Source organism: Dasania marina DSM 21967 (genome assembly GCF_000373485.1).
In the GTDB taxonomy this organism is placed as follows: Bacteria; Pseudomonadota; Gammaproteobacteria; order Pseudomonadales; family Dasaniaceae; genus Dasania; species Dasania marina.
In genome coordinates, this window is sequence record NZ_KB891575.1 from 264,374 (window position 1) to 290,082 (window position 25,709).

At 50.2% G+C, this 25,709-nt stretch carries 26 protein-coding genes; 17 read left to right on the top strand and 9 right to left on the bottom strand.

The window, feature by feature from the left end:
* Positions 1-26: 26 nt before the first annotated feature.
* The 4 genes from purH to B067_RS21110 all read left to right on the top strand — a co-directional run bounded on the left by purH (position 27) and on the right by B067_RS21110 (position 4,738).
* On the top strand, positions 27-1,604 hold the full coding sequence (gene purH / locus B067_RS0101145; RefSeq protein ID WP_019528208.1) for a bifunctional phosphoribosylaminoimidazolecarboxamide formyltransferase/IMP cyclohydrolase: 1,578 nt from the start codon (positions 27-29) through the stop codon (positions 1,602-1,604).
* 727 nt (positions 1,605-2,331) lie between these two features.
* Complete coding sequence (gene purD, locus B067_RS0101155; RefSeq protein WP_019528210.1) at positions 2,332-3,612, top strand: phosphoribosylamine--glycine ligase; 1,281 nt, start codon at positions 2,332-2,334, stop codon at positions 3,610-3,612.
* A 39-nt stretch (positions 3,613-3,651) separates the two neighbouring features.
* A complete protein-coding gene (gene coq7 / locus B067_RS0101160) occupies positions 3,652-4,293 on the top strand; it encodes a 2-polyprenyl-3-methyl-6-methoxy-1,4-benzoquinone monooxygenase (RefSeq protein ID WP_019528211.1) in 642 nt (213 codons plus the stop codon).
* A 91-nt stretch (positions 4,294-4,384) separates the two neighbouring features.
* The gene (locus B067_RS21110; RefSeq protein WP_019528212.1) at positions 4,385-4,738 is read left to right on the top strand and encodes a hypothetical protein; all 354 of its coding nucleotides are present in this window, start codon (positions 4,385-4,387) and stop codon (positions 4,736-4,738) included.
* Between the two features lie 97 nt (positions 4,739-4,835).
* Here the strand turns inward: B067_RS21110 and B067_RS0101170 are convergent, their stop codons facing one another.
* Positions 4,836-5,258 (bottom strand): OsmC family protein, encoded by a 423-nt coding sequence (locus tag B067_RS0101170; protein WP_026244332.1) that lies wholly within the window; start codon positions 5,256-5,258, stop codon positions 4,836-4,838.
* 185 nt (positions 5,259-5,443) lie between these two features.
* On the opposite strand from B067_RS0101170, the gene crp reads away from it, so the two are divergent.
* A complete protein-coding gene (crp, locus tag B067_RS0101175) occupies positions 5,444-6,079 on the top strand; it encodes a cAMP-activated global transcriptional regulator CRP (RefSeq protein ID WP_019528214.1) in 636 nt (211 codons plus the stop codon).
* A gap of 128 nt (positions 6,080-6,207) precedes the next feature.
* Here crp and trpC read toward each other — a convergent pair whose 3' ends face one another.
* From trpC to B067_RS0101190, 3 genes are read right to left on the bottom strand one after another with little or no spacing between them, the layout of a single operon-like run.
* Entirely contained in the window at positions 6,208-7,035 is an 828-nt protein-coding gene (gene trpC / locus B067_RS0101180; protein ID WP_019528215.1) for an indole-3-glycerol phosphate synthase TrpC, read from the bottom strand.
* Between the two features lie 7 nt (positions 7,036-7,042).
* A complete protein-coding gene (gene trpD / locus B067_RS0101185; RefSeq protein ID WP_019528216.1) occupies positions 7,043-8,071 on the bottom strand; it encodes an anthranilate phosphoribosyltransferase in 1,029 nt (342 codons plus the stop codon).
* Positions 8,072-8,129: 58 nt separating this feature from the next.
* Entirely contained in the window at positions 8,130-8,708 is a 579-nt protein-coding gene (locus B067_RS0101190; RefSeq protein WP_019528217.1) for an anthranilate synthase component II, read from the bottom strand.
* A gap of 121 nt (positions 8,709-8,829) precedes the next feature.
* Between B067_RS0101190 and B067_RS0101195 the strand changes: the two genes are divergently transcribed.
* The 3 genes from B067_RS0101195 to B067_RS0101205 are packed head-to-tail and all read left to right on the top strand — an operon-like array spanning position 8,830 to position 11,196.
* Positions 8,830-9,072 (top strand): Trp family transcriptional regulator, encoded by a 243-nt coding sequence (locus B067_RS0101195; protein WP_019528218.1) that lies wholly within the window; start codon positions 8,830-8,832, stop codon positions 9,070-9,072.
* A 49-nt stretch (positions 9,073-9,121) separates the two neighbouring features.
* Positions 9,122-10,534 carry an anthranilate synthase component I family protein gene (locus B067_RS0101200; RefSeq protein WP_019528219.1) on the top strand — a complete coding sequence of 471 codons (1,413 nt, stop codon included), beginning with the start codon at positions 9,122-9,124 and terminating at the stop codon, positions 10,532-10,534.
* On the top strand, positions 10,534-11,196 hold the full coding sequence (locus B067_RS0101205) for an anthranilate synthase component II (protein WP_019528220.1): 663 nt from the start codon (positions 10,534-10,536) through the stop codon (positions 11,194-11,196). Before B067_RS0101200 ends, B067_RS0101205 begins: the two co-directional genes overlap by 1 nt.
* 56 nt (positions 11,197-11,252) lie before the next feature.
* On the opposite strand, the gene B067_RS0101210 is transcribed toward B067_RS0101205, so the two are convergent.
* On the bottom strand, positions 11,253-11,939 hold the full coding sequence (locus B067_RS0101210; protein ID WP_019528221.1) for a phosphoglycolate phosphatase: 687 nt from the start codon (positions 11,937-11,939) through the stop codon (positions 11,253-11,255).
* 6 nt (positions 11,940-11,945) lie between these two features.
* Positions 11,946-12,614: a ribulose-phosphate 3-epimerase gene (gene rpe / locus B067_RS0101215; protein ID WP_019528222.1), complete on the bottom strand. Its 669-nt coding sequence runs from the start codon at positions 12,612-12,614 to the stop codon at positions 11,946-11,948.
* A gap of 106 nt (positions 12,615-12,720) precedes the next feature.
* Here rpe and B067_RS0101220 point away from each other — a divergent pair, with 106 nt between their 5' ends.
* Positions 12,721-13,593 carry a DUF3530 family protein gene (locus B067_RS0101220; protein ID WP_019528223.1) on the top strand — a complete coding sequence of 291 codons (873 nt, stop codon included), beginning with the start codon at positions 12,721-12,723 and terminating at the stop codon, positions 13,591-13,593.
* A 35-nt stretch (positions 13,594-13,628) separates the two neighbouring features.
* On the opposite strand, the gene murU is transcribed toward B067_RS0101220, so the two are convergent.
* Entirely contained in the window at positions 13,629-14,339 is a 711-nt protein-coding gene (gene murU / locus B067_RS0101225) for an N-acetylmuramate alpha-1-phosphate uridylyltransferase MurU (RefSeq protein WP_019528224.1), read from the bottom strand.
* Positions 14,336-15,367, bottom strand: coding sequence for an aminoglycoside phosphotransferase family protein (locus tag B067_RS0101230; protein ID WP_019528225.1), 1,032 nt, complete (start codon positions 15,365-15,367; stop codon positions 14,336-14,338). Before B067_RS0101230 ends, murU begins: the two co-directional genes overlap by 4 nt.
* 138 nt (positions 15,368-15,505) lie before the next feature.
* On the opposite strand from B067_RS0101230, the gene B067_RS21930 reads away from it, so the two are divergent.
* From B067_RS21930 to B067_RS0101265, 7 genes are all read left to right on the top strand, one after another.
* Positions 15,506-15,694, top strand: a complete 189-nt coding sequence (locus B067_RS21930) for a hypothetical protein (RefSeq protein ID WP_019528226.1) — start codon at positions 15,506-15,508, stop codon at positions 15,692-15,694.
* Positions 15,687-17,939 carry an LPS-assembly protein LptD gene (locus B067_RS0101240; protein ID WP_019528227.1) on the top strand — a complete coding sequence of 751 codons (2,253 nt, stop codon included), beginning with the start codon at positions 15,687-15,689 and terminating at the stop codon, positions 17,937-17,939. The genes B067_RS21930 and B067_RS0101240 overlap by 8 nt, the downstream gene beginning before the upstream one ends.
* Positions 17,923-19,245 carry a peptidylprolyl isomerase gene (locus tag B067_RS0101245; protein WP_035801142.1) on the top strand — a complete coding sequence of 441 codons (1,323 nt, stop codon included), beginning with the start codon at positions 17,923-17,925 and terminating at the stop codon, positions 19,243-19,245. The genes B067_RS0101240 and B067_RS0101245 overlap by 17 nt, the downstream gene beginning before the upstream one ends.
* A 37-nt stretch (positions 19,246-19,282) precedes the next feature.
* Positions 19,283-20,269: a 4-hydroxythreonine-4-phosphate dehydrogenase PdxA gene (pdxA, locus tag B067_RS0101250; RefSeq protein ID WP_019528229.1), complete on the top strand. Its 987-nt coding sequence runs from the start codon at positions 19,283-19,285 to the stop codon at positions 20,267-20,269.
* Positions 20,270-20,332: 63 nt separating this feature from the next.
* The gene (gene rsmA / locus B067_RS0101255) at positions 20,333-21,112 is read left to right on the top strand and encodes a 16S rRNA (adenine(1518)-N(6)/adenine(1519)-N(6))-dimethyltransferase RsmA (RefSeq protein WP_019528230.1); all 780 of its coding nucleotides are present in this window, start codon (positions 20,333-20,335) and stop codon (positions 21,110-21,112) included.
* 4 nt (positions 21,113-21,116) lie between these two features.
* Positions 21,117-21,503, top strand: a complete 387-nt coding sequence (gene apaG / locus B067_RS0101260) for a Co2+/Mg2+ efflux protein ApaG (RefSeq protein WP_019528231.1) — start codon at positions 21,117-21,119, stop codon at positions 21,501-21,503.
* A 33-nt stretch (positions 21,504-21,536) separates the two neighbouring features.
* The gene (locus B067_RS0101265; RefSeq protein ID WP_019528232.1) at positions 21,537-22,367 is read left to right on the top strand and encodes a symmetrical bis(5'-nucleosyl)-tetraphosphatase; all 831 of its coding nucleotides are present in this window, start codon (positions 21,537-21,539) and stop codon (positions 22,365-22,367) included.
* 119 nt (positions 22,368-22,486) lie between these two features.
* On the opposite strand, the gene B067_RS0101270 is transcribed toward B067_RS0101265, so the two are convergent.
* Positions 22,487-23,101 carry a LysE family translocator gene (locus tag B067_RS0101270; RefSeq protein WP_019528233.1) on the bottom strand — a complete coding sequence of 205 codons (615 nt, stop codon included), beginning with the start codon at positions 23,099-23,101 and terminating at the stop codon, positions 22,487-22,489.
* Positions 23,102-23,251: 150 nt separating this feature from the next.
* Between B067_RS0101270 and B067_RS0101275 the strand changes: the two genes are divergently transcribed.
* Positions 23,252-25,639: a TonB-dependent receptor gene (locus B067_RS0101275; RefSeq protein ID WP_019528234.1), complete on the top strand. Its 2,388-nt coding sequence runs from the start codon at positions 23,252-23,254 to the stop codon at positions 25,637-25,639.
* The last annotated feature ends 70 nt before the right edge of the window (positions 25,640-25,709 follow it).

Here is a 25,709-nt window from a genome sequence, read left to right on the forward strand (position 1 = left end):
AACCTCTAAGAGTTTTGACTAGCGATATGAGCAACGAGCAAACATTACTTCCGATCAAACGCGCTTTAATTAGCGTCTCCGATAAGTCAGGCATCGTAGAATTTGCCCAATCCTTAAGCCAGCAAGGCGTAGAGATTTTATCCACCGGCGGCACCTACAAATTACTATGCGCCAATAATATCCCGGCAATAGAAGTTTCTGATTACACCGGCTTCCCCGAAATGATGGATGGCCGCGTAAAAACCCTACATCCAAAAGTCCACGGTGGCATCTTAGGCCGTAGAGGCCAAGACGACAGCGTCATGGCCGAGCACGGTATTAACGCCATCGATATGGTCATCGTTAACCTCTACCCTTTCGAGCAAACCGTTGCCAATCCTGATTGTTCTTTAGAAGACGCCATAGAAAACATCGATATAGGCGGCCCCACCATGGTGCGTGCGGCAGCTAAAAATAATGCTTTTGTAAACATCGTCGTTAACGCCGGTGATTACGCCAGCATTATTACCGAGATGGAAGCCAACAACGGCTGCACCTCGCAAGCTACTCGCTTCGACTTGGCCATTAAAGCCTACGAGCACACCGCTGCTTACGACGGCGCTATCGCCAACTACTTTGGCCGCTTGGTTCCCGGTGGCAGCAAAGACTTCCCGCGCACTTACAACAGCCAGTTCAACAAAGTACAAGACTTGCGCTACGGTGAAAACTCGCATCAAAAATCCGCTTTTTATGTAGAGAAGAATCCACAAGCTGGATGCATTGCTACCGCTACCCAATTGCAAGGTAAAGAGCTGTCCTACAACAACATCGCCGACACCGATGCCGCACTTGAGTGTGTTAAACAATTTGACCAGCCCGCCTGCGTTATTGTTAAACACGCTAACCCCTGTGGTGTTGCCGTAGCCGACGACATTTTATCCGCCTACGACTTAGCTTTTGCTACCGATACCGAATCGGCTTTTGGCGGCATCATCGCCTTCAACCGCGAGTTAGATGCAGCCACCGCCACCGCTATTTGCGAGCGTCAATTTGTAGAAGTGATTATCGCCCCTAGCATTAGCGCCGAAGCTGAAGCCGCTGTTGCCGAAAAGAAAAACGTACGCCTATTAGCCTGCGGTGAGTGGTCAGCACCGGTAGCCGACCTAGACTACAAACGCGTGAATGGTGGTTTATTAATTCAAGATCGCGACCTAGGTGCTATTACCGAAGGCGACTTAAAAGTAGTGAGCAAGCGCCAGCCTAGCAAAGAAGAAATCCGCGACCTATTATTCGCCTGGAAAGTGGCCAAGTTTGTTAAATCCAACGCCATCATCTACGGCAGCGGCGGCCGCACCATAGGTGTAGGCGCAGGCCAAATGAGCCGCATTAACTCCGCACGCATTGCCGGCATCAAAGCCGAACACGCAGGCTTAACCGTTAAAGGTTCAGTTATGGCCAGCGACGCCTTCTTCCCCTTCCGCGACGGCATAGACAACGCCGCTGCAGCAGGAATAGCGGCAGTAATACAGCCCGGCGGCTCTATGCGTGATGACGAAGTGATAGCGGCGGCTGACGAAGCCGGCATGGCCATGGTGTTTACCGGTATGCGCCATTTCCGCCACTGATTAATACGACAAGCTATTGCGCTCGGCAGGGCGTCGTTAAAAATCAGCTTAAGATCCTCATTTGCAAAAGCAAACTCCGGTCTTGCGCTAATTTTTGCCTAGCCCCGCCTTCGCTCATTACGCTTGTCGCATCAATCAGACATTTAAATTTTTTAAAATAAAGCCCCAATTTTGGCAAAGCTTTACTTTAACTGGGCACCCAACCAAGCTATCGACGGAGCACCCAAACTCCCCTTGGGAGTCGCCGAGCAACGGAGATTTTTAACGGGACGAAGTAGTGACGGATGTCTGAGTATTTTTTGATTAAGTATCAAAAAATGCGAGTTCCGGAACGACCGTTAAAAATTGAGTAGCACAGGGCATCGGCGTAGCCGACGACGGACTAGGGGTGCCCTTTCTTTTGGTTCTGCTTTCTTTGGGCAAGACACAAATTGCAAAGCAATTTGGACGCCTGCTTTGCAAAGGCGCCCGAAGGGTGAAAAAATGCGAAGAGCATTTTTGAATCAAAGAAAATGAACTCGCCCAAAAGGGCGAAACCTTTACTAAAGTATTTACACATTAATAGTAAAGAACACAAAAAATTAAGCATGCTATTCCCGCCTGCGTGAGAATGACAGCAAAGTATAGCTACCGGCTTACACCGGCATGACAAGAACATACCCGTTACCATACACTGGGCTCCCGCCCGGCGGGAATGACAAAAGACATACAACAGTAGAGACAAAACATGAATGTGTTAATCATTGGTTCCGGCGGCCGCGAGCACGCCCTAGCGTGGAAAGCAGCCCAATCAGCAGACGTAAAAACTGTATACGTAGCACCCGGCAATGCCGGTACCGCCACCGAAGCCAAATGCGCTAACATCGCTATAGACACCATGGACTTTGCTGGCCTAGCTACCTTTGCCGAACAAAACAAGGTCGGCTTAACCATAGTCGGCCCAGAAGCGCCATTAGTAGAAGGCGTGGTGAATTATTTTCAAGATCGCGGCTTACGCTGTTTTGGCCCTTCCAAAGGTGCGGCGCAATTAGAAGGTTCTAAAGCCTTCACTAAAGATTTTTTAGCGCGCCACAACATCCCCACCGGTTACTACCAAACCTTTACCGATATCGATGAGGCGCTAGCCTACATCAACAAAAACGGCGCCCCCATAGTCATCAAAGCCGACGGCCTAGCCGCAGGTAAAGGCGTTATCGTCGCCATGACTACAGACGAAGCCGAAGAAGCTGTACGCGATATGTTAGCGGGCAACGCCTTTGGCGAAGCTGGCCACCGCGTGGTGATTGAAGAGTTTCTCGAAGGCGAAGAGGCTAGCTTTATCGTGATAGTAGATGGTAAAAATGTATTAGCCATGGCCACTAGCCAAGATCACAAGCGGGTAGGTAATGGCGACACCGGGCCTAACACTGGCGGCATGGGTGCTTATTCACCAGCACCGGTGGTTACACCAGAGATACACAACCGCATCATGAAAGAAGTGATAGAACCTACCGTCGCCGGCATGGCCGCCGAAGGTAACGACTACACGGGCTTTTTATATGCAGGCTTAATGATAGCCGCCGATGGCACACCCAAAGTGATTGAATACAACTGCCGCTTTGGCGACCCAGAAACGCAACCCATTATGCTGCGCCTACAAAGCGACTTAGTAGCACTGTGTAACGCTGCCCTAGATAAGCAATTGGATAACACCACCGCCGAGTGGGATAACCGCGCTGCGGTGGGTGTGGTGCTAGCCGCTGGCGGCTACCCCGCCGACTACCAAAAAGGCAAAGCCATTAGCGGCATACCTGCAGGCAACAACAGCGAAAAAGTTTTTCACGCAGGCACCAAGTTAGACAACGGCCAAGTCGTTACCAGCGGCGGCCGCGTACTTTGCGCTACAGCTTTGGGCAATACGGTTACCGAAGCACAGGCTGCCGCCTATGCTCAAGTTAAACAAATCCAATGGGATGGTGTTTTTTACCGCGACGATATAGCCTACCGAGCTATTGCTCGTGAAAAATAGCCCGCGAAAATAGCTAAACCATAACAACAAGGAAATAATATGCAGCGCCTTTTATCGCCCCTAGATAAATTGATTGTTAACGCCGATCAGGCGCTGCGTACGCTAATCCCTACGGCGGCAACCGCCACACGCAAAAATCCCGCAGACAAATGCGAACCTAATTCTTTTGATGCCAGCACCCGCAAACATATTGCCGGGCTAATGCGCATCAATCATACCGGCGAAGTATGCGCGCAAGCGCTATACCAAGGCCAAGCACTAACCGCCAAGCTAGAACACGTGCGGGCCGAAATGGAACACGCCGCTGAAGAAGAAATAGACCACTTGGTGTGGTGCGAGCAGCGTTTGCAACAACTAGGCAGCCATACCAGCTTGTTAAACCCTGCATTTTACGCCATCTCTTTTAGCCTAGGCGCATTAGCCGGTTTAGCGGGGGATAAGTGGAGCCTAGGGTTTGTCGCCGCCACCGAAGAACGGGTATGCCATCACTTAGAAAGCCATTTACAGCTACTGCCTGACGACGACAAAGCCAGCCGCGCTATTTTAGAGGCCATGCTAATCGACGAAAGGCTGCACGGCAGTAATGCGCTAGCCGCCGGCGGTGTGGATTTTAGCGATACCCTAAAAAACCTTATGTCGGCCACCTCATCACTGATGACTAAAACGACTTATTATATCTAAACGGGTTTGCCCGTTTAGATAGCGGCAAGCTGCAAGTTATAAGCGCGATCAATAACTAAAAGTTAAAAAGCAAAAGCGAATAGATAAGACTATGGAAATATATTGTTTAATAGATAGCCATGATTTTGCTGAGGAAATAGCCCCCCAGCTAGCGGCAATAGAAACGGCTATCACTGAATGGCTAACAGAGAGTCGCAGCAGTGCAACCGTTTATAAAGATATAGAGGGCGAACAGCCTTTTATAGGTTTGCGCATAAACACTAATCGCAAGCTCACCCTAAAAAAGCCCATAGACTTTCTCTACAGCCTAAGCCAAGAACATAAGTTTGAATGCGTAGTAGGCCTAATAGAAAACGAGCAACATGAAGACGTATGCTATTTCGGCAGCGAAGAAGGCGCGCCAGATATAGGCGAAATCGCCAGCTATCTAGGGCTAGAGAAGTAGCTAGTCTCTAGTCTCTAGTCTCTAGTCTCTAGTCTCTAGTCTCTAGTCTCTAGTCTCTAGTCTCTAAAAGTTTTTCCTAGCGACTAGCGACTGTCAACTAGGAACTTTCTTTAACTTCATAGCTGTGGGTCACTTCCACCCCAGCCGCTTCCATCATAATAGAGGCCGAGCAGTATTTTTCTGCCGATAGCGATACCGCCCGTTTGATCTGGGCTTCTTTTAAATTGTGGCCCGTCACTACAAAATTCATATGAATTTTGGTGAATACCGCAGGCACGGCATCGGCCCTCTCGGCCTCCAACTCAGCCACGCAGCTCTGCACGTCTTGCCGCGATTTCTTAAGCATACTGAGCACATCAAAAGAGGCGCAGCCGCCCATGCCCATAATCAGCATTTCCATGGGCCTTGGACCTTTGTTTTGGCCGCCTAAATCTGGCGGGCCATCCATAGTGACCTTATGGCCAGTCCCAGACTCGGCGATAAAGCTAACGCCCTCATCCCAGCTCACTGTTGCTTTCATAGTATTTACACAACCTGATTCATCAAATTCGAAAAATGGCGAGTTTAGCACAGCATATTCTTGCATTCTTATAAAAAATAGCCCGTAGCCAGCCACATTTTGCCTTAGACTGTAGCGATTCTAGCCATTTACGGCCATACTTAGGCCCACAATAATGTCACTACAGCAAGAAAGAAGGTGCCCCCGTGGTCAGCGTTGCCCTAACTCCTCATATTGAAAATGTTGATTTTTTTCTCAACCATTGCCATAAACGCCGCTACCCCGCTAAAAGCACAATTATCTATGCGGGCGATTCTAGCGATTCGCTTTACTATATTATCGATGGCTCCGTTACCGTCTTAATTGAAGATGACGAAGGCAAAGAGATGATAGTCGCCTACCTCAACAAGGGTGACTTCTTTGGTGAGATGGGCCTGTTTGATAACCAAGAATCACGCAGTGCTTGGGTAAGAGCCAAAACCGAATGTGAAGTAGGGGAAATCAGCTACGCCAAGTTTCACGAACTCAGCGAGCAAAACCCTGAATTTTTATTGGCGGTAGGCACGCAGATGGCCAAGCGCCTGCGGGAAACCACCCGTAAGGTCGGCGACCTAGCCTTTTTAGATGTTACCGGCCGCGTAGCGCGCACCCTGCTAGACCTATGCAAACAACCCGACGCCATGACCCACCCCGACGGCATGCAAATTAAAATCACCCGCCAAGAGATAGGTCGCATCGTAGGCTGCTCACGGGAAATGGTTGGCCGAGTATTAAAAACGCTGGAAGAGCAGGGTTTGGTTAATGTGAAGGGCAAGACTATGGTAGTGTTTGGGACGCGTTAAAAACCAAGCTGTAAGCTGTAAGCTGTAAGCTGTAAGCTGTAAGCTGTAAGCTGTAAGAAATTTTGAATATATAAAACAAAAAAGGCCAGCGTTTAGTGAAACGCTGGCCTTTTTTGTTTGCTTGCAGCTTATAGCTTGCCGCTTTCCGCTTCGAAGAATAGCTCTTTTAGTTTCGCGCCGGGGTCATCCGCCCGCATAAAGGCCTCCCCCACTAAAAACGCATTCACCTTATGCTCGCGCATGGCTGCTACATCGGCAGCGGTGTGTATGCTGCTTTCGGTTATCACTATGCGATCATCGGGGATATGCGGCAGCATGTTGAAGGTGGTATCTAGAGTCGTTTCAAAAGTATTTAAATCGCGGTTGTTAATACCCACTAAGGTATTGCCTACGGGTAGTGTGCGATCTAGCTCTGCACGATTATGCACCTCGATTAATACATCCATACCCAGCTCTAGGGCTGCGGCATTAAGCTCGGCAATTTGTATATCGTCTAAGCAGGCGGCGATTAATAAAATGCAATCGGCACCTATGGCGCGCGCCTCCACCACTTGGTAGGGATCGACAATAAAGTCTTTGCGTATTACTGGCAGGCTACAAGCGGCTCGTGCCTGCATTAAGTATTCTTCACTACCTTGGAAAAAATCGGCATCGGTTAATACCGACAGACAAGCCGCGCCGCCATGCTCGTAGCTCTTAGCTATCGCCGCAGGGTCAAAGTTTGGCCGTATCACGCCTTTACTAGGCGAGGCTTTTTTAGCCTCGGCGATCACCCCCGATAAACCTGCATCCAACTTGGCAGCGATAGCCTTCACAAAGCCGCGGCAAGGTGCTTGCCCGGCAGCTAAGGCCTGCAACTGCGCCATGGTAGTCTTAGGCGAACGCTCAGCAATTTCTTCGCGTTTGCGGGCAACAATTTTTCTTAAGATGGTTGGAGTATTTATCCCTGTACTCATAATATAATTACTCGCCTTCTTTCATGGCGCGAGTTAGAGCCACGAGTTCATGTAATTTCTCTAAACCTTTACCGCTACTTAAAACATCTTGTGCGGCTTTTATTCCCTGCGCCAAGTTGTCTGCCACATTGGCCGCATACAAGGCGGCACCGGCATTTAAGGCAACTATGTCGGCAGCAGCACTTTGCTCACCGGCCAACAAGGCATTTACTATCACTAGGCTTTCTGCCGAGCCGCTTACTTTTAAGCTATCTAAACTGGCGCGGGTTATGCCAAATTGCTCAGGGGTAATGATGTATTCGGTAATTTCGCCATCGCGTAACTCTGCCACATAGGTTTCATCGGCGATGCTAATTTCATCCAAGCCATCAGCCGAGTGGACGACCAACACATGCTGGCTGCCCAGATTTTTTAATACCTCAGCCATGGGGCGTACCCAATCCTTGCTATACACGCCTAATAATTGATTGGGGACACCGGCGGGGTTAGTCACCGGCCCCAGTAAATTAAATACCGTACGCAAGGCCAATTCTTTGCGTGGGCCTACCGCGTATTTCATCGCTGCATGGTGATTAACCGCAAACATAAAACCTATGCTGGCACGGGCAACACATTCAGCTACTTGCTCAGCATTTAAATCTAGTCGCACGCCAGCCGCCTCTAACAAATCGGCTGCACCGCTTTTAGAGCTTACCGAGCGGCTGCCGTGTTTGGCCACTCGACCACCGGCTGCCGCCACCACAAAGCTGCTGGCGGTAGAGACATTAAATAGGCTGGAACCGTCGCCACCGGTGCCGACGATATCCACCAAGTAATCACCGCTAACACTCACCGGCGTAGCCAGCTCGCGCATAACCTGAGCGGCGCCACAAATTTCTTCAACGGTTTCGCCCTTCACCCGTAAGCTCACCAGTAAAGCGGCTATCTGCGCATCGGTGGCCTGGCCAGTCATGATTTGGCGCATGACTGTGGTCATTTGCTCGGTGGTTAATGAACGGCCTTCTATCACTTCGCCTATAGCAGCCTTGATATCCATTGTTATTTCCTGTTAATCAATCGGTATTGGTTTTCTAGAAAGCCGACTTTCTAAAAAGTTAACCTGCTAAAAAATTAGCTAATAAATGATGGCCGTGTTCCGTCAATATAGACTCGGGGTGAAATTGCACCCCCTGCACCGCCAAGGTTTTATGCCTAAGCCCCATAATTTCAGCGAGGCTGCCATCGGCATGTTGCGTCCAAGCGGTGACCTCTAAGCAATCGGGCAGGCTATTTTTATCCAGCACTAGGGAGTGATAGCGCGTCGCCTGAAAGGGATTACTCAAGCCGGCAAACACGCCCTTATCATTGTGATAAATAGCAGAAGTCTTGCCATGCATTAACTCAGCGGCCGGCACCACATTACCACCAAACACTTGGCCTATAGCCTGATGCCCTAGGCAAATACCCATCAGCGGGATTTTACCTGCAAAGGCCTCTATCACCGCCAGCGATACACCTGCCTCGTTAGGGGTGCAGGGGCCGGGGGATATCACTATTTTTTCTGGCTGCAGCGCGGCTATCTCGGCCACCGTAATCTGGTCGTTATGCACCACATACACTTCAGCCTTTAACTCGGCCAAGTACTGCACCACGTTATAAGTGAAGGAGTCATAGTTATCAATCATTAACAACATGAACGATTTACCATCTGCTGGCACCTATAGCCTTACGTTAGTGGGTAGGCCTGCAACCATAGCGTTAATCAAAGGTAGACGGCTATTGATCTTTCAGGCATTTGTGGTATTGTACTAGTACATGGATACAGAATGCAACTACACAGAAGAACTAATCGCTCACCTGCTAACCGCGGACGACAGCCCGCGCATGGAACAAATCCTGCGCAGCCTTCTCACCCCCTCGGAACTCAGTGAAATCAGCAAACGCTTGCAAATTTTCAAGCTGCTGGAGCAAGGTATGCCACAGCGGCAAATCGCCGAGAAACTAGGCGTGGGCATAGCCACTGTCACCCGAGGCTCTCGCGCCCTTAAAGGCGATTAAGCACTAGCACCGTATCCACCGACACCATTATAGATTTAGAGTTAGGATTATGGCCAACAAGCCCAACAGCATCACACTGCCCAGAAAGCCCCGCTATATCACCATTACCGCGGACTGTGATTTTTTTGCCCTATTCAAAAAAATAGAGCGCCGCTATCAACACTGTTTTTACTTAGAGTCACTGGGTGAAGACAGCCACATGGCGCGCCACTCTATTATAGGCTTCGACCCCGAGCAGCTCATTTATGCCAACGGCAACACCCTAAGCATAGAGCAGCGCGACGGCAGCAGTGAGCACTACCAAAGCGACAACCCCTACCAATTGCTGCGCGATATCGTGCCGCAAAATATTTTATCCCGTAAATATGCCGGCGGCCTTACTGGTTACCTCAGCTACCACTGCATGAATTATTTTGAGCCCAGCCTGCAACTTCAAGACAGCGAACTGTTTGACGCCTTCCGCTTTGGCGTATTTAAAGACGGCCTCATCTTAGACAAAATGACCGGCGAGCTGATTTACTTTTATTACCAAGGCAGTGATACCGGCAACCGCGAAGCGCTGGTTAAATCCTTAATCGCCGAGCCTGATGTTATTAATGGTGAATTAAAAATCACCGCCTTAGACGAGACCATGAGCCAGGAGCAGCACAAGGCCGCGGTATTAAAAGTTAAGCAAGATATAGTCGACGGTAAAATATTTCAAACCGAAGTGGGCTTTAAAAAACGCTTTCGCCTAGAAGGCGACACCATCAACATTTACGAGCAACTGCGCGAAGAAAACCCCTCACCGCAAATGTACTATGTAAAATTTGGCGAGCAAAAATTAATCGGCGCCAGCCCAGAGCTATTATTCCGCCTACGTCAGGGTGAGATGGAAACCTTCCCTTTGGCTGGCACCACCACCCGCGGCGCCACCGAAAAAGAAGATACCGCCTTAGCCCGCGCCATGCTCAACGACCCCAAAGAAATCGCCGAGCACAATATGATAGTGGACTTGCACCGCAACGATATAGGCAAGGTCGCCCAGTTCGGTACGGTCAAAGTACGCAGCCTCATGGACATCAAACGCTTTAGCCACGTGCAGCATATCTCCAGCGAAATCGTTGGCATTATTGCCGAAGGCGAAGACATGTTTTCCGCACTGGCTAGCAACTTCCCCGCGGGCACCTTAACCGGCGCACCCAAAATTGAAGCCATGAAAATCATTAACGACCTAGAAAACGAAGGGCGCGGCCCCTACGGTGGTGCGGTGGGTCACTTCTCCTTTAACGGCGACTGCACCTTTGCCATACCCATACGCACCGTGTTTGCCAACGGCGAGCAAGCCTATGTGCAAACCTGCGGCGGCAATGTATACGATTCTAACCCCGAAGATGAATACGAAGAAATACGCCGCAAGTTCGCTGGCACCAAAAAAGTATTAGATAAATTTATTGCCACGCCGCAAAAGGAGGCCAAATAATGAAAGTTTTTATACTCGACAATTATGACTCCTTTACTTACAACCTCTATCAATACATAGGCGAGATACTCAGCTCCGAAAAAAATCGCGGCCACATCGACGACTTTGAAATTATAGTTAAGCGTAACGATCAAATTAGCTTAGAAGAAATACGCAAAATCAACCCCGACCGCATTATTATTTCACCGGGGCCAGGCTCGCCAGACGACGAGGCCTACTTTGGCATTTGCGCACAGGTTATTACCGAACTGGGGCAACACACCCCATTATTAGGTGTATGCCTAGGCATGCAGGGGATTACCCACGTATTCGGCGGTAAAGTGGTAAAAGCGCATGTGCCTATGCACGGTAAAATTAGCCCCATCACCCACAACGGTAAAGGCATGTTTTACAATATACCTGACCAGTTAGAAGTGATGCGTTACCACTCACTAATGGCCGAAGCCGAAAGCATCCCCGACTGCCTACAAATTACCGCTGTAGTCGGCAACGTAGCCGCCAATGAATTTGAAAACCGGACATTAATACACGCCGGTGGTGATTTTGAGATCATGGGCATACAGCATCGCGAACACCCCATCTACGGCATACAGTTTCACCCCGAGTCCTTTGCTACCGAAGGCGGTAAAGAACTGATTAAAAACTTTTTGTTTTGCCGTTAACAAGAGATTATGGTTAATCAAAAGTAGAGAGCTGAGCATAAAAGCTGACGCACGAGCTAGCCACACAACGCCAACAAAGAGTCCACCACTATATCAGGGTTAGCAGCACTTATAGGCTGGCCCTGATTATAGCCATAGCTAACACCAGCCACCGGCATAGCCGCAGCTCTGGCAGCAGCCACATCAACAGATGAATCCCCTATCATTACACAACGCGACGCGGCTAAGCCTAGCGCTTCGCAGGCATGGAGTAAGGGAGCGGGATGAGGTTTGCGTTGCGCTAAACTATCGCCGCCTACGCAGCTGCTAAAAAATTCTTGTAGTTGAAACTGCTGTAGTAAATGGGGAATAAATTCAGCCGGCTTATTGGTGACTACCGCCATGGCTATGCCTTGACGTTGCCAGTATTGTAAAGCGGCTAATACATCTGGGTATAAAGCGCTGTGCTGGCCGCTGCACTGGCGGTAGAAACGCAAAAACTGTTGTTGATAATGCAGTAATTCAGCTTCAGCTAACACATCCGTGTTGTGGGCATAGGCCAGCGCTTTTTGTACTAACACTTTCGCGCCATTGCCCACCCATGTGCGTACTCGCTGCTCACCAGCTAGCGGTAAAGCGGCTGCCGCTAACATAGCATCTACCGCCACCGATAAGTCGGGCACGCTATCTAACAACGTGCCGTCTAAATCAAACAGCAAACCTTGCAGCGGCTGCTCTAATAATGCGCTGAGTTTTTGAGTCATAACGCGCTACACAGTGGCTAACTGGGCGCGCATCTCGTCTATGACTTTTTTATAATCGGGCTGATTAAAAATGGCTGAGCCGGCCACAAAAGTGTCGGCACCGGCGGCGGCGATTTCAGCGATGTTGCTGGCAGAAATTCCACCGTCGACTTCTAAGCGTATATCAAAACCACTGGCATCAATTAAGGCGCGCACTTCTCGCACTTTATCGATAGTGGAGGGGATAAACTTCTGGCCGCCAAAACCGGGGTTCACCGACATCAGCAAAATCATATCCAGTTTATCCATCACATATTTAAGTGGCTCTAAACCCATAGCTGGGTTTAATACCAAACCTGCCTTGCAACCGGCTTCGCGTATCATTTGCAAAGAGCGATCTACATGGGTGGAGGCATCGGGGTGAAAGGTAATATAGCTGGCACCGGCCTTGGCAAAGCTGGCGATTAAGCTATCCACTGGGCTTACCATTAAATGTACGTCTATAGGTGCGGTAACGCCGTGTTTGCGCAGAGCCTCGCACACCATGGGGCCTATGGTGAGATTGGGTACGTAGTGGTTATCCATCACGTCAAAATGTACGATATCGGCTCCAGCGGCAATAACGTTGTCGACCTCTTCCCCTAGGCGGGCAAAGTCTGCGGCAAGAATAGAGGGTGCTATTTGATAATCTCTCATAATACAATCCGAACTCTAGGTTTAGGCACTTTGGCCGCTATCTTACTGAAATACTAGCTGCGATTCAGCAGGCTAGGCTGAATTCAACAAAATAAATGCCCCATAGATGACGCAACGAAGCACCACATCGATAGTACTTGCCCTGAGCCTATGGCTGCTCAGCGGCGCGGCCTATAGCCAAGATGAGCCAGCCGCCACAGAAGACGATAGCGAAACAGGACAGTCTCAAACGCAGACTCAGCCAAAGGCACAATTTAGCAGCCACAATAATCCCAGCTTACTAGCCAAAGACTTACCCCCCGAGCAGGTGCTGTGGCTGGAGGTTGCCGGCCAAAAAGTGCTTAGCCTATACAGCCCAGATTACTCTGGCGAAGCCCGCGGCGGGGTTATTTTATTACCCCGCCACGATCAGGCTATCACCCGCCGTAATCGGCTCTACAACCTGCAACAAACCTTGGCTAACAACCGCTGGCACACGCTAATGTTAAGCATGCCACCGCTGCCTGCAGCCGATGATAGTGGTGCAGCGGCGGACACGACGGCGCAGCAGCATATTGCCGCCGCCATTAGCTTTTTAAACAGCAAGGGCATATACAATATGGTGCTCTTGGGTGAGGGTAGCAGTGCCAATCGGCTGATTGCCTACGCCAGCCAAATTAGCGATAAAAATCAATTAAAACAAATACGCGGCTTGGCCTTGGTCAATGCCGAAAACAATATTGCCGGGCAACAAATCAACAGCCTGCTGGCCAAGCTGACGTTCCCTATATTAGATCTTTATTTCACCGATGGCCGACAGGCGTCAGCCTATGCGCAACAGCGCATGCGCGCCAGCAAGCCCTTGCCGCGTGGCCAGTATCAACAGGTACGCATGCCCAGAATGGCCTTTAACCGGCAACAAGATGAAAACAAACTCAGTAAGCGCATACGAGGCTGGCTCAATAAAACCGCAGCGGGATTTTCGGTGGGCGTTAAATAAAAAAGTTAAAGGAAGGACCCGCTAAAGCCACGCTATTATAAGTTAGAGCAAGCACCCTCTGCCCGCAGCTGCTGATCCAGTTCCAGCAAACGCTGCGGCGTGCCTACATCCACCCACTGGCCGCTATAGCACTCACCACTCACCTGCCCCGCTTGCATGGCTTCGGTCAACAGACCACGCAAGGGGAAGCTACCCGGCTCGCAACCATTAAATAGATTGGGGTGTAATAAACTTAGGCCCGTAAAGGTCAGCGCCTGACCTTTATCCTGGCCCTCGCCCTGCTCCACCACATGCTCGCTGGGCAATAATATAAAGTCACCCTCGGGATTGTGCACGGGGTTAGGGCTTAGCACTAAATGCGCCAGCTTCATTCTGCCGGCAGCTTGGCGTAGAAATATCTGTTGCAAGGGATAATAGGTCCACACATCGCTATTCACCACCAAGAAGGGTTGATCACCCAAAAGCGGTAAGGCTTTGAATATACCGCCGCCGGTTTCTAAAGGCTCTCCCTCGCGGGAGTAGCTAATATTCGCGCCCCAACGCGAGCCATCACCTAAGCATTGTTCAATTTGCTCGCCCAAATAGGCGTGGTTGATGACTATGTCCTGTATGCCTGCGGCCACTAAACGCTCTATGTGATATTCAATCAGCGGCTTGCCGGCAACTAACAATAAAGGCTTAGGCACATGATTGGTGAGCGGCCGCATGCGCTTGCCCAAACCTGCCGCTAAAATCATCGCCTTCATGCACTGTGCTCCTTGCTGTGCACAGGCGCTAACAGTGCTAACAAACGAGCTAAGCCTGCCAGCTCTGGCCTGCGCGCACTGATGGTGAGTAAATATTGGATGAATCGGGGGGCGTCTTGTAAATATTGGGGCTTGCCATCGCGGTAATGGATGCGGGCAAAAACCCCTAGCACCTTAAGATGGCGCTGCACCGCCATATAGTCACAGTCTGTCAAGAAATCGGCAAACAGAGGCGGCACCGGCAATTGCGCAGCCACGGCCTGTTGCCAGTATTGCTGTAACCAAGCCTCTAACTGTGCTTCCGGCCAGCTAATAAAGGCATCCTTAAACAGGCAGATGGGGTCGTAACTTACCGGGCCATAGACCGCGTCTTGAAAGTCTATAATGGCGGGACTGGCGACATTACTACAGTCATCACTACTGCACATCAGATTGCGGGGCATATAATCGCGGTGTACAAATACCTGGCCTTGAGCCGTGATGTTAGTCAGCAGCTGCTCGGTTAAAGACGCCAATAAACTGCTTATTTCCTCCCGCTGGTTCGCATCTAACTGCTGGCCTAAGTGGCGCTCAATATACCACTGTGGGAATAGCGCCAACTCTCTGCGTAATAAGGCTTCATCATAAAGCGGCAAACCGTCGCTGCGAGTATGGGCCTGCATGCGGACTAAGGCAGTAACCGCCGCAGCCATTAGCGGCTCGGCATTATGCTCATTGATAGCCTGCAAATAGGTGTGTAAGCCTAAATCGCTAAGCAGTAAAAAACCTTGAGCCTCATCATAGGCAATGATGTCGGGCACGGTCAGCCCGGCCTGTGCTAAACGCTGAGCCACATCGATAAAAGCGGGGTTGTTCTCGGTACCGGGGGGGGCATCCATACCAATAATGCTGCGCTGATCAGCTAATTGATAACGAAAATAACGCCGAAAACTAGCATCGCCAGAGGCAGGCAGGCCTGTTACTGACTCCCCTAATTGGCTACTGGCCCACTGCTCTAAAGCTTGCTGTCGCTGATCTTTTACTGACACTCACTCACCACACGCTGCTGATTAATAGAACCTTACTGACGCTAATGGCGTCACTATAACTGAAACCACCGCAAGATAAATCCTCCAAGCTAATAGAAGCCGGCAGCAAGCAGGCAATTTATAACGGAATGCTTTATTATGCCCACTTCCATCACAGAGCTTGTTATTGCCGAGCTTGTTATTGCCAACCCAGCCCGTGCTGTTATCGCCGGTAAATTAAATACACTCTATGGCCGCAGTAAATCCCACAACTACGTCGCTTTTTCGCCCAACCACTTTAGCGACCGCCCTTACCCTATGCGCCAGCATCAACCCCGCCATGGCTAACGATTATTCAGCCTGGGACTGGCTACCCGAACAAGAGCTCAACGACCAACAACGCTGCCAGATGGGCACCGGTTGTAAAGGCGCTTACGTAGAGCCTATAGCCGATTGGCCCGATGCCCAGCTACCGCCTGAAGAGGCCTCCTTACACGCGGGCGCCAACCAGTCATTGATGACTGACGACTTGGTAGAGCTCAATGGTGAAGTGATAATAAGCAAAGGCCAACGTCGAATTAGCGCCGACAGCGCTACCCTTAATCGTCTTAGCAACATACTCAACCTCAAAGGCCATGTAGAAGTGCGCGAGCCCGGGGTATTGCTACGCTGTGATGCCGGCCAAATTAATACCAATAACGGCCTAGGGTCTTTTAGCAACGCCCATATACTCAATCACGATACCGGCTTGCGTATTAGCGCCGACCAAGCCGAGCACCCCAGCGAATTCAGTTTTACCTTTAGCGGCGCACGCTACACCCAATGCACCCCTGACGATGAAGTGTGGGTGATTAGCGCAGGGCAATTAGAGCTAGATCAGGCCACCGGCTGGGGCAGCGCCGAAGATGTAGTACTGCGAGTAAAAGATATACCGGTGTTTTACAGCCCCTACCTCAGCTTCCCCATAGATAAGCGCAGAAAAACCGGCTTTTTATGGCCCACCATCGCCAGCAACAATGGCAGCTTGGATTTATCCCTGCCCTATTATCTCAATATTGCCCCCAACGTTGACGCCACTCTTACCCCGCGTAAGGTAGGCTCACACGGTAATATGCTGGAAGCTGAAACCCGCTATTTAAATGAATACAGCTTCTGGACCTTAGCCGGGGCACAGCTCAATGACGATGAACTAGACGGCGACAAGCGCTGGCTGGGTAATATTCAGGAACGCGGCCGCATAGGCGAGTACTGGAGCCACCGCATAGACTACAGCAAGGCCAGCGACAGCGACTATTTACGCGATTTTAGCTTCGACAGCATTAACACCCAAAGGCAAAACCATTTAGCCCAAACCGGCACCGTCAACTTCCACTCGCAATACTGGCGCGGGCAAGTGCTGGTGCAAGAGCATCAAAGCTTAGACGCTGTTTATAACGCACCCTATAAGCGCCTGCCGCAAATCAGCCTGAGCAATCAAAGCCAGGGCGTAAACTTCAGCCCCGATTACTCGCTGTCGCTACAATTCACCGAATTTGATCATGAAGAATCGAAAGAAAAAGGCGGCAGCTTTGACAGCGGCCAGCGCCGTTACGCCGAAGCCGGGGTTAGCTTCCCTATGCGTTGGGCGCCGGGCTTTATTATCCCCAGCACCAAAATACGACACGTCAGTTACCAACTAGACGGATTGCAAGCTAGCGAAGAGGATAGCCCCGAAGCCACCGTAGCCTCAGGCTCGCTGGACATGGGCCTGATTTTTGAACGCCCCTTCAGCCTCAGTGATAGCAGCTACAAGCAAACTCTAGAGCCTCGCCTTTACCATTTATACAGCGACTACGAAGAGCAAAGCCAGCAACCTGACTTTGATAGCAAGGCGCTAAGCTTTAGCTACAACCAATTATTCAGAGACAGCCGCTTTATCGGCCACGACCGTTTAGACGACGCCAACCAAACCTCAGTGGGCGTCACCAGCCGCTATATCGATCAAAAAAGTGGCTTGGAAACTCTCACCCTAAGCGTGGGGCAAACCTTTTACTGGCAGGACAGGCGCATACAGGAAGACCTCAGCAACAGCCCCCTCAGCCAAGACAACTCGCAGCTCGCCACCGAGATACGTTACCAACCCCACACCAATTTCTGGTTAAATAGCACCAGCCTGTGGGACACACGCCAAGACAAAATGGATGAGTTTGCGGTTAGCAGCCAATACAACAATGACAAGACACTATTAAATGTGGGCTACCGTTTTCGCCGCGAAGATCCAGCCACCAGCAGCATAGAAGCACTGGAACAAGCCGACATATCCACAGTCATAGCCCTTAACGATAGATGGCAGGCCATGGCTAGATTTCAATACGATGTCGCCGAAGACCGTTCACTAGAGGACCTCATCGGCATAGAATATCAAGACTGCTGCTGGCTAACCCGCATTGTTTACCAGCGCGCGGTCAAAAAATCCAACGCCAGCAACACTCTGGATACCGACCGCGATCATAAAATAGTTTTACAGTTTCAATTAAAAGGCTTGGGTGGCATAGGCAACAAGGCCATACGTCTACTACAGGAAAGCATTTTAGGATATGAAGAACGTGAATAAAAAAACATTAGCCAGTACCCTCTTGCGCCCTTTGTTACTAGGCGGTTTATTCAGCCTAGCAAGCCTGAGTTATAGCCAAGGCTCAGAGGCCGTTATCAGCACCCCCATAACATTGGACCGCATTATCGCCATCGTTGATGACGATGTTATTTTAGCCAGCGAATACCGCGAGCGTTACGAATCGGTCAAGGCTAACTTTGACGGCACCCAGCAAGCCCTGCCCGACGATAAAGAACTGCAGCGGCAAATACTGGATCAGTTGGTTTTAGAAAGCATACAACTGCAAATGGCCTACCGCGCCGGCGTGCGTATTAGCGACGAACAACTCAACGAAACACTGGGCCGCATCGCGCAACAAAACCGCGTAACTGTGGCGCAGTTTAAAACCATGCTAGAAAAAGAAGGCCGCTCTTATATCGCGGTGCGAGAACAAATTCGTAAAGATCTATTAATACAACGCGTGCAAAGCGGCAACGTCAGCCGTCGCATCCAAATTAGCGATCAGGAAATCGAAAACTACCTAAGCTCAGAAGAAGGCAGAAAACTCACCGCCCCCGAGTACCGCTTTTTACATGCGCTAATTCCACTGGCCAGCGACGCCGGCCAAGCACAAGAAATTAAAGCCCAAGAATATGCCTATACGCTGACTCAAAAAGTCCGCAAGGGCGCTGAATTTAACAAAGTGGTAGGTGATGGCGGCCCTTACAATATTAATAGCAGCGACTTAGGCTGGCGCAAACTGGATGACTTACCCGATTTTTTAACCGAGTCGGCTACCACCTTAGATCAAGGCCAAGTTGCCGACCCCATACGCAACGCCAGTGGCTTTCACATCGTGCAACTGCTTAGCAAGCGCGGCGACGGCGAAATTATTCCGCAAACCCAGGCCAGACACATTTTATTAAAACCTTCAGCCATACGTGACGACAAAGCTACCGAAGCCGAAGTCAAAGCCCTGCGCCAACGCATACTCAACGGTGAAGATTTTGCCGAACTGGCCCGTGAATTTTCTGAAGACATAGGCTCAGCCAGCGAAGGCGGTGACCTGTCGTGGACCAACCCCGGCCAGTTAGTACCCGAGTTTCAAAAGGCCATGGACAGCACCAAAATTGACGGTGTCAGCCCCGCTTTTCGCAGCCAATACGGCTGGCATATACTGCAAGTATTAGGGCGTCGCGACAAAGACGTTACCGAGGACATGCGTCGCCGTATTGCAGGTAACCACTTGCACGATCGTAAATTTAAAGACGAACTACAAATTTGGCTACAACAAATTCGCGACGAAGCCTACGTTGACTACAAGTAAGCAAATAAACATCTAAACAGATAAACCGCAGCCCACCATGACTCTACGCATAGCATTAACCGCCGGCGAACCTGCCGGCATAGGCCCCGACCTCTGCGTGCAACTCGCACAGCAAACGCTAAATATAGAGTTAGTGGTCATTGCCGACCCCGAGCTGCTGCAGCAACGCGCCCAGCAATTACAACTGCCGCTGCGCATACGGCTGTTCGATGCCGATGCGCCAGTACAGTGCAGTGTAGCCGGAGAACTGTGTGTTATGCCCATAGCACTGCGCCAGCCCTGTCAGGCGCAGCAACTCAACCCGGCCAATGCCAGCTATGTGTTAGACACTTTACAAGCCGCTATCGATGGCTGCGTAAACAAAGACTTTGCCGCTATGGTCACCGCCCCCGTGCATAAGGGCGTGATTAACGATGCCGGCATCGCCTTTAGCGGCCACACCGAATTTTTAGCCCAGCAGACCAATACACCACAAGTGGTGATGATGCTGGCCACCGAAGGGCTACGAGTCGCCCTAGTCACCACCCATTTACCGCTCAGCGCCGTACCTGCTGCCATCACCGGCGAGCTAGTGAGCAGCGTTACCCGTATCTTGCACCGCGACTTACAGCAGCAATTTGGCATCGACCAGCCGCGCATTATCGTGCTGGGGCTTAATCCCCACGCGGGCGAAAGCGGCCACATGGGCCGTGAAGAAATAGACATCATAGAACCCTGCCTGCAACAGCTGCGCGCAGAGGGCATAAACTTACAGGGGCCACTGCCCGCCGACACCGCCTTTAACGAAAAATACCTGCAGCACTGCGACGCCGTGCTAGCGATGTATCACGACCAAGGCCTGCCCGTACTTAAATACAAGGGCTTTGGCCAAGCGGTAAATATCACCCTAGGGCTGCCGATAATTCGTACCTCGGTAGACCACGGCACCGCCTTAGATTTAGCCGGCACCGGCAAAGCCGATGGCGGCAGCTTACAAACTGCGCTTAACTATGCCATTAGCATGGCCACCAATGCTAAGCGCTAAGCCTGCGCCATTAAAAGCTAAAGCCTAATACCTTACAACTACACCTAACACTGATACCTTTATATGACAGAGCATCGCGCCAGAAAACGCTTCGGCCAAAACTTTTTAACCGACCATGGGATTATTCATCGTATAGCGCGCTCTATTAAAGCTGGACCTAATGATCACCTGGTAGAAATAGGCCCCGGCCAAGGCGCCTTAACCGACGAGCTATTAGCCGCCGGCGCACCGCTGGATGCCATAGAGCTAGATCGCGACTTAGTGCCCATACTGCAGCAGCGCTTTGCCGACGAGGCGCACTTCACTCTGCACCAAGGTGACGCACTGGCCTTTGATTTTGCCTCACTGCAAAAAAACGATGAGCAACTGCGCATAGTAGGCAACCTGCCCTATAATATTTCTACACCGTTAATCTTTCACCTGCTAACTCATCAGCACCTGATTAAAGACATGCATTTTATGCTGCAGCTGGAAGTGGTACAGCGTATGTCGGCACAACCCAGTACTAAAAACTACGGCCGCCTAGGCATCATGTGCCAATACTATTGCAAGGTAGAAATGCTGTTTGAAGTACCGCCTGAATCCTTTGACCCCAAGCCCAAGGTGCAGTCGGCGATAGTGCGGCTCACGCCGCACCAAGAACTGCCCCATGTCGCCAAGGACCTAAGCAAACTCGATAGCGTACTACGCACCACGTTTAATATGCGACGTAAAACTTTACGCAACTCGCTTAAACAATTGTTTAGCGAGGCCGATATAGAGGCTTTAGGTATAGACCCCAGCGCCAGGCCTGAAACTCTCAGCCTGGAAGAATTTGTTCGGCTCAGCAACGCAATAAGTTAATACTATGACCGCCACCCCCAGTTCACACCCTATTGTTATAGACGTAGCCACGGCCTTTTTAGCGGAGCAATCAGCCCCTAAACACCAACGCTATGCCTTCTCTTATACCATCACCATTAAAAATGATGGCGATGAAAACGTACAGCTATTAAGCCGCCACTGGTTGATTACCGACAGCGACAACCGCGTGCAGGAAGTGCGCGGCGAAGGCGTAGTCGGGCAACAGCCCACCATCGCCCCCGGCGAGAGCTACCAGTACACCAGCGGTGCTCTTTTAGAAACCGCAGCCGGCACGATGGAAGGCAGCTACCAAATGATTAGCGCCAGCGGAGAATTATTTGAGGCCCCTGTCGCCACCTTTTCACTGATACACCCCTCGGCGCTACATTAAATAGCCCAAAACTGTAAAACAGATGAGCACACTATGACCCGCTACGCTGTAGGCGATCTACAAGGCTGTTTAAAACCTCTGCAGTGTTTGCTGCAAAGGGTGGATTTTAAGCCGCAACAGGATCAACTCTGGCTGGTGGGTGACTTAATCAACCGCGGCCCCGAATCTTTAGCGACGCTACGTTTTTTAAAATCTTTGGGCGACTGCACCCGCATAGTCTTGGGCAACCACGACTTACATTTTTTAGCCATCGCCTATGGTACTTCTACCCCTAGACCTCACGATACTCTGGATGAATTATTACAGGCCCCCGACCGGGATGCGTTAGTGGCTTGGTTAATTCAGCAGCCGTTAATGCACCGCGACCCCTGCGGCGATTACTGCATGAGCCACGCCGGCATTGCACCGCAGTGGTCTATAGCCGAGGCCGAAGGCTACGCACGCGAAGTAGAGCAGATTTTACAAAGCGATAAGGCCATCGAATTTTTTAAGCATATGTATGGCAACAACCCAGCGGGCTGGCAACAGGATTTACAGGGCTGGCCGCGCTACCGCACCATCACCAATTATTTTACCCGCATGCGCTACTGCGGCCCTCAAGGCGAGTTAGATTTAAACAACAAAAGCAATATCGCCCCGGCAAACTTTCACCCGTGGTTTAGCCACCCACTGCGCAGCACTCAGCAACAACAAATCATCTTTGGCCACTGGGCAGCGCTACAAGGAAAAACCAACAGCGATAATATTTTTGCCCTAGACACCGGCTGCGCCTGGAAAGGGCATATGTCATTAATGAACTTAGAAACACAACAAATAGAAATCTGTGATTGTGGGGAAGACCAGTCTCTAGTTCCTAGTTCCTAGTTCCTAGTTCCTAGTTCCTAGTTCCTAGTTCCTAAAATCTTTACTAGCGACTAGCCGCTGTCAACTGCTTTCTGCCGTTCATCTAGCGACTAGAGACTATCAACTAGTGACTTTTCTAACTAGAGACTGAAAAAAATCAACCTCAACCCCACCAACACTAACACCGCAGCAAATAAGCGCTGCAGCCAAACCGTATGCTCAGCAAAACGCTGCTGCATAAACCCTTGGCTTGATAATAACGCCACTAGGCAATACCACAGGCCATCCACTACTGTAACCGTAGCCACTAAGATGCCTTTGTGCAGCCAAGTTAAATCAGCATGTAAAAACTGGCTAAATAAGGCGGTAAAAAATATCAGCAGCTTGGGGTTTAAAAAGGCGATAAAAAAACCTTCCCTAGCGCTACTAACAGTTGCCTGCTGGCGCGGCTGCTCACCGGATTGAGGGCTATTGGCAGCCCGCAACACATTGAAGCCTAGATAGATTAGATATAAGGCCCCGGCTATTTTAATCAGCCAAAACACCGTAGGCATAGCCAACATCAATACCGCCAGCCCGGTCACCGTCAGCAGCGCATAAACCCCCACCCCCAAGGCATGAAATAGCGCCGTCACCGCCCCCTGAGAAAAACCACCGCGCAGCGTGTTTTGCACCACCACCGCCAAGCTGGGACCAGGCATAGCCGCCCCTAAAGCACACACCAACAGCAAAGATGACCACTGCGTTAACGTCATTTAGCACCTCTAAATAAATATATGCACACAAACTTGCAGGCTAAGTTAGCCACTACTAATCTTAGCTGAGTGATTGCACCACAAAACAACAATAAACACCGCTTTTAGCCATAACAATCATAATAAGCTCTATAGCCCGGAGACAGCATCATGCGAAAACTCAATATCAACAAAGCACTACTCCCCACCTTAATTGCCACCGCCGTCAGCAGTGTAAGCTATGCGGCACCAGCACTGGAAGAGGTGATGGTCACGGCCACTAAGCGCAGCGTGTCCATCCAAGACATACCTTTCTCAATTAACGCGCAATCGCAGGCAGATATACAACGCTCTGGCGCTGGAGGCCTAGAAGACTTATCTAGAAATATTGCAGGCCTAAGCATCCAAAATTTAGGCCCCGGCCAAAGCCAAGTGGCGATACGAGGTGTTTCAGCAGGTCAAATCGTTCGTGACCAGCCAGGTGTTAAAGAACAGGTAGGCGTCTATCTTGACGAGTCAGTTATATCACTTTCACTGTTCACGCCAGACTTTGACCTATTCGACCTGAATCGAGTAGAGACACTGCGCGGCCCCCAGGGAACCTTGTTTGGTTCAGGCTCAGTTGGCGGCACACTACGCTACATTACTAACCAGCCAAACTTCGATGACGTAGAAGGCCTGCTCGAGGCGGACTTACATACGGTAACTGACGGTGAAGAAGGCGGCCATTTAAAAGGCGCCATTAATGTTCCCTTATCAGACACTGTTGCCGTTCGCGCTGTAGGCTACCACACCGAATACGCGGGTTACATTGACGCCCTAGGTGAAGGTGGCAGCAAAAAAGAAGACGTTAACTCCGGTACGCGTAGCGGTACGCGTATCACCGTTAAGTTTCAACCTTCTGAGAAATTAGCGATAACACCTCGGGTTGTTTACCAAGAAATAGAAGCCGACGGCAACAACCGCCAAGAAGTTTATAACCTCTATGCCAATCCATACACCACAACTCGACCAGCTATTCAGTTAGATGAGCGAGAGCAGTATTTACTCCTAGACGAAAGTTTTTCTGATGAGACCCTAGTTACCGATTTAGTCGTTAATTACAGCTTTGAAAACTTCGATCTAACATCCATAACCAGTTATACCGAACGCGACATTTTAGTAAGTCGTGATGCTAGCGCCTTAACCGGCAGTGTTTCGGCCGATTTTGGCCTGCCAGACGCAGGCATTTTGCTACCATCCAACCTTCGTGACACAACGGATGTAGAGCAAACAACCCAAGAGCTGCGCTTGAGCTCTACCAATGATAGCCCGCTACAGTGGGTTGCTGGTGTCTTTTATGCCGACACTGACCGCTCATACACCCAAAGGCTACCCACTCCAGGCTATGATGCTTACGGCAGCCTCATCGAGGCAAATCTACCATTACCCACGGGTACTTACTTGGCAGTAGCAAACGGCTTCCCTGCCAACTCCCCCTATAGTGCCGATCTATCTTACACGCTGGAACAAACCGCAATTTTTGGTGAAGCCTCATACGAGATTAGCGATCAGCTACAACTAACATTGGGCACACGCTTTTATGACTACGAAGAGTCACGTAAACACTCTACTGGCGGCATCTTTTCTAACGCCGACCCTGTAAGCAGTGAAAAAACAGCTTCCGATGGTTTTACCTCACGCATAATGGCCAGCTACGACCTTAATGACGACACCACCTTCAACACCCAAATATCTCAAGGCTTCCGCCTTGGCGGTGTCAACGACCCACTTAATGAAAGTCTTTGCGAAGGAAACGACTTAGCCACTTTTGGTGGATTCCAAGCCTATGACGATGAAACACTGACCAACTATGAAGTCGGTGTTAAATCTAAAGTTGGTAGTTCAATGACCTTCAATGCCGCTGCATTTTATGCCGACATTGAAGATCTTCAAGTTACCCTCGATGCAGGATCTTGCTCTTCACGTATTTCATTCAACGTACCCGATGCACATACTGTGGGTATAGAGCTTGAATTAAAAGCTCAGCCCATGGAAGGCTTAGAGCTCACGGTCGCTACAAGCTACATTGAATCAGAATTCGACTCTACGGTTAAGGATGGTGACGGCAATGTTCTTGGTGGCGTTAAAGACGGTAACAGCTTAGCCTCTGTTCCAGAGTTTCAAATTGCCGCAACAGCAAGTTATTACTTTGCTGCCGATGCCTTAGTTTCTGGCGCAGAAGCCTTTGTCTCAGCAACGATTCAGCATGTGGGTGAACGCTACACCCAACCTAGCGATCAAGTCGCTGGTGCAGGTAATTTTACCCACGGCTATACTTTCGGCGGCGCAGTAGGTGATGAAACAACGTCTGTAGATCTAGAGCTTGAATCCTACGAACTGCTTAACGTAAGCGCTGGATTAATTAATGGTGAATGGGAAACCGTTGTTTACGTTAATAACGTCGCCGATGAAAATGTAAATCAATCTTTTGATAGAGAACGTGGCGGTAAAGCACGTTTAGGCTTCCGTACTAATCAACCCCGCACCGTTGGTGTAACCGTACGTAAGAGCTTCTAAACTTAAAACAGCATTCAAAGGGCGCTACGGCGCCCTTTTTTATTGCCAGTTTTTTATCCTCAAGGAATAA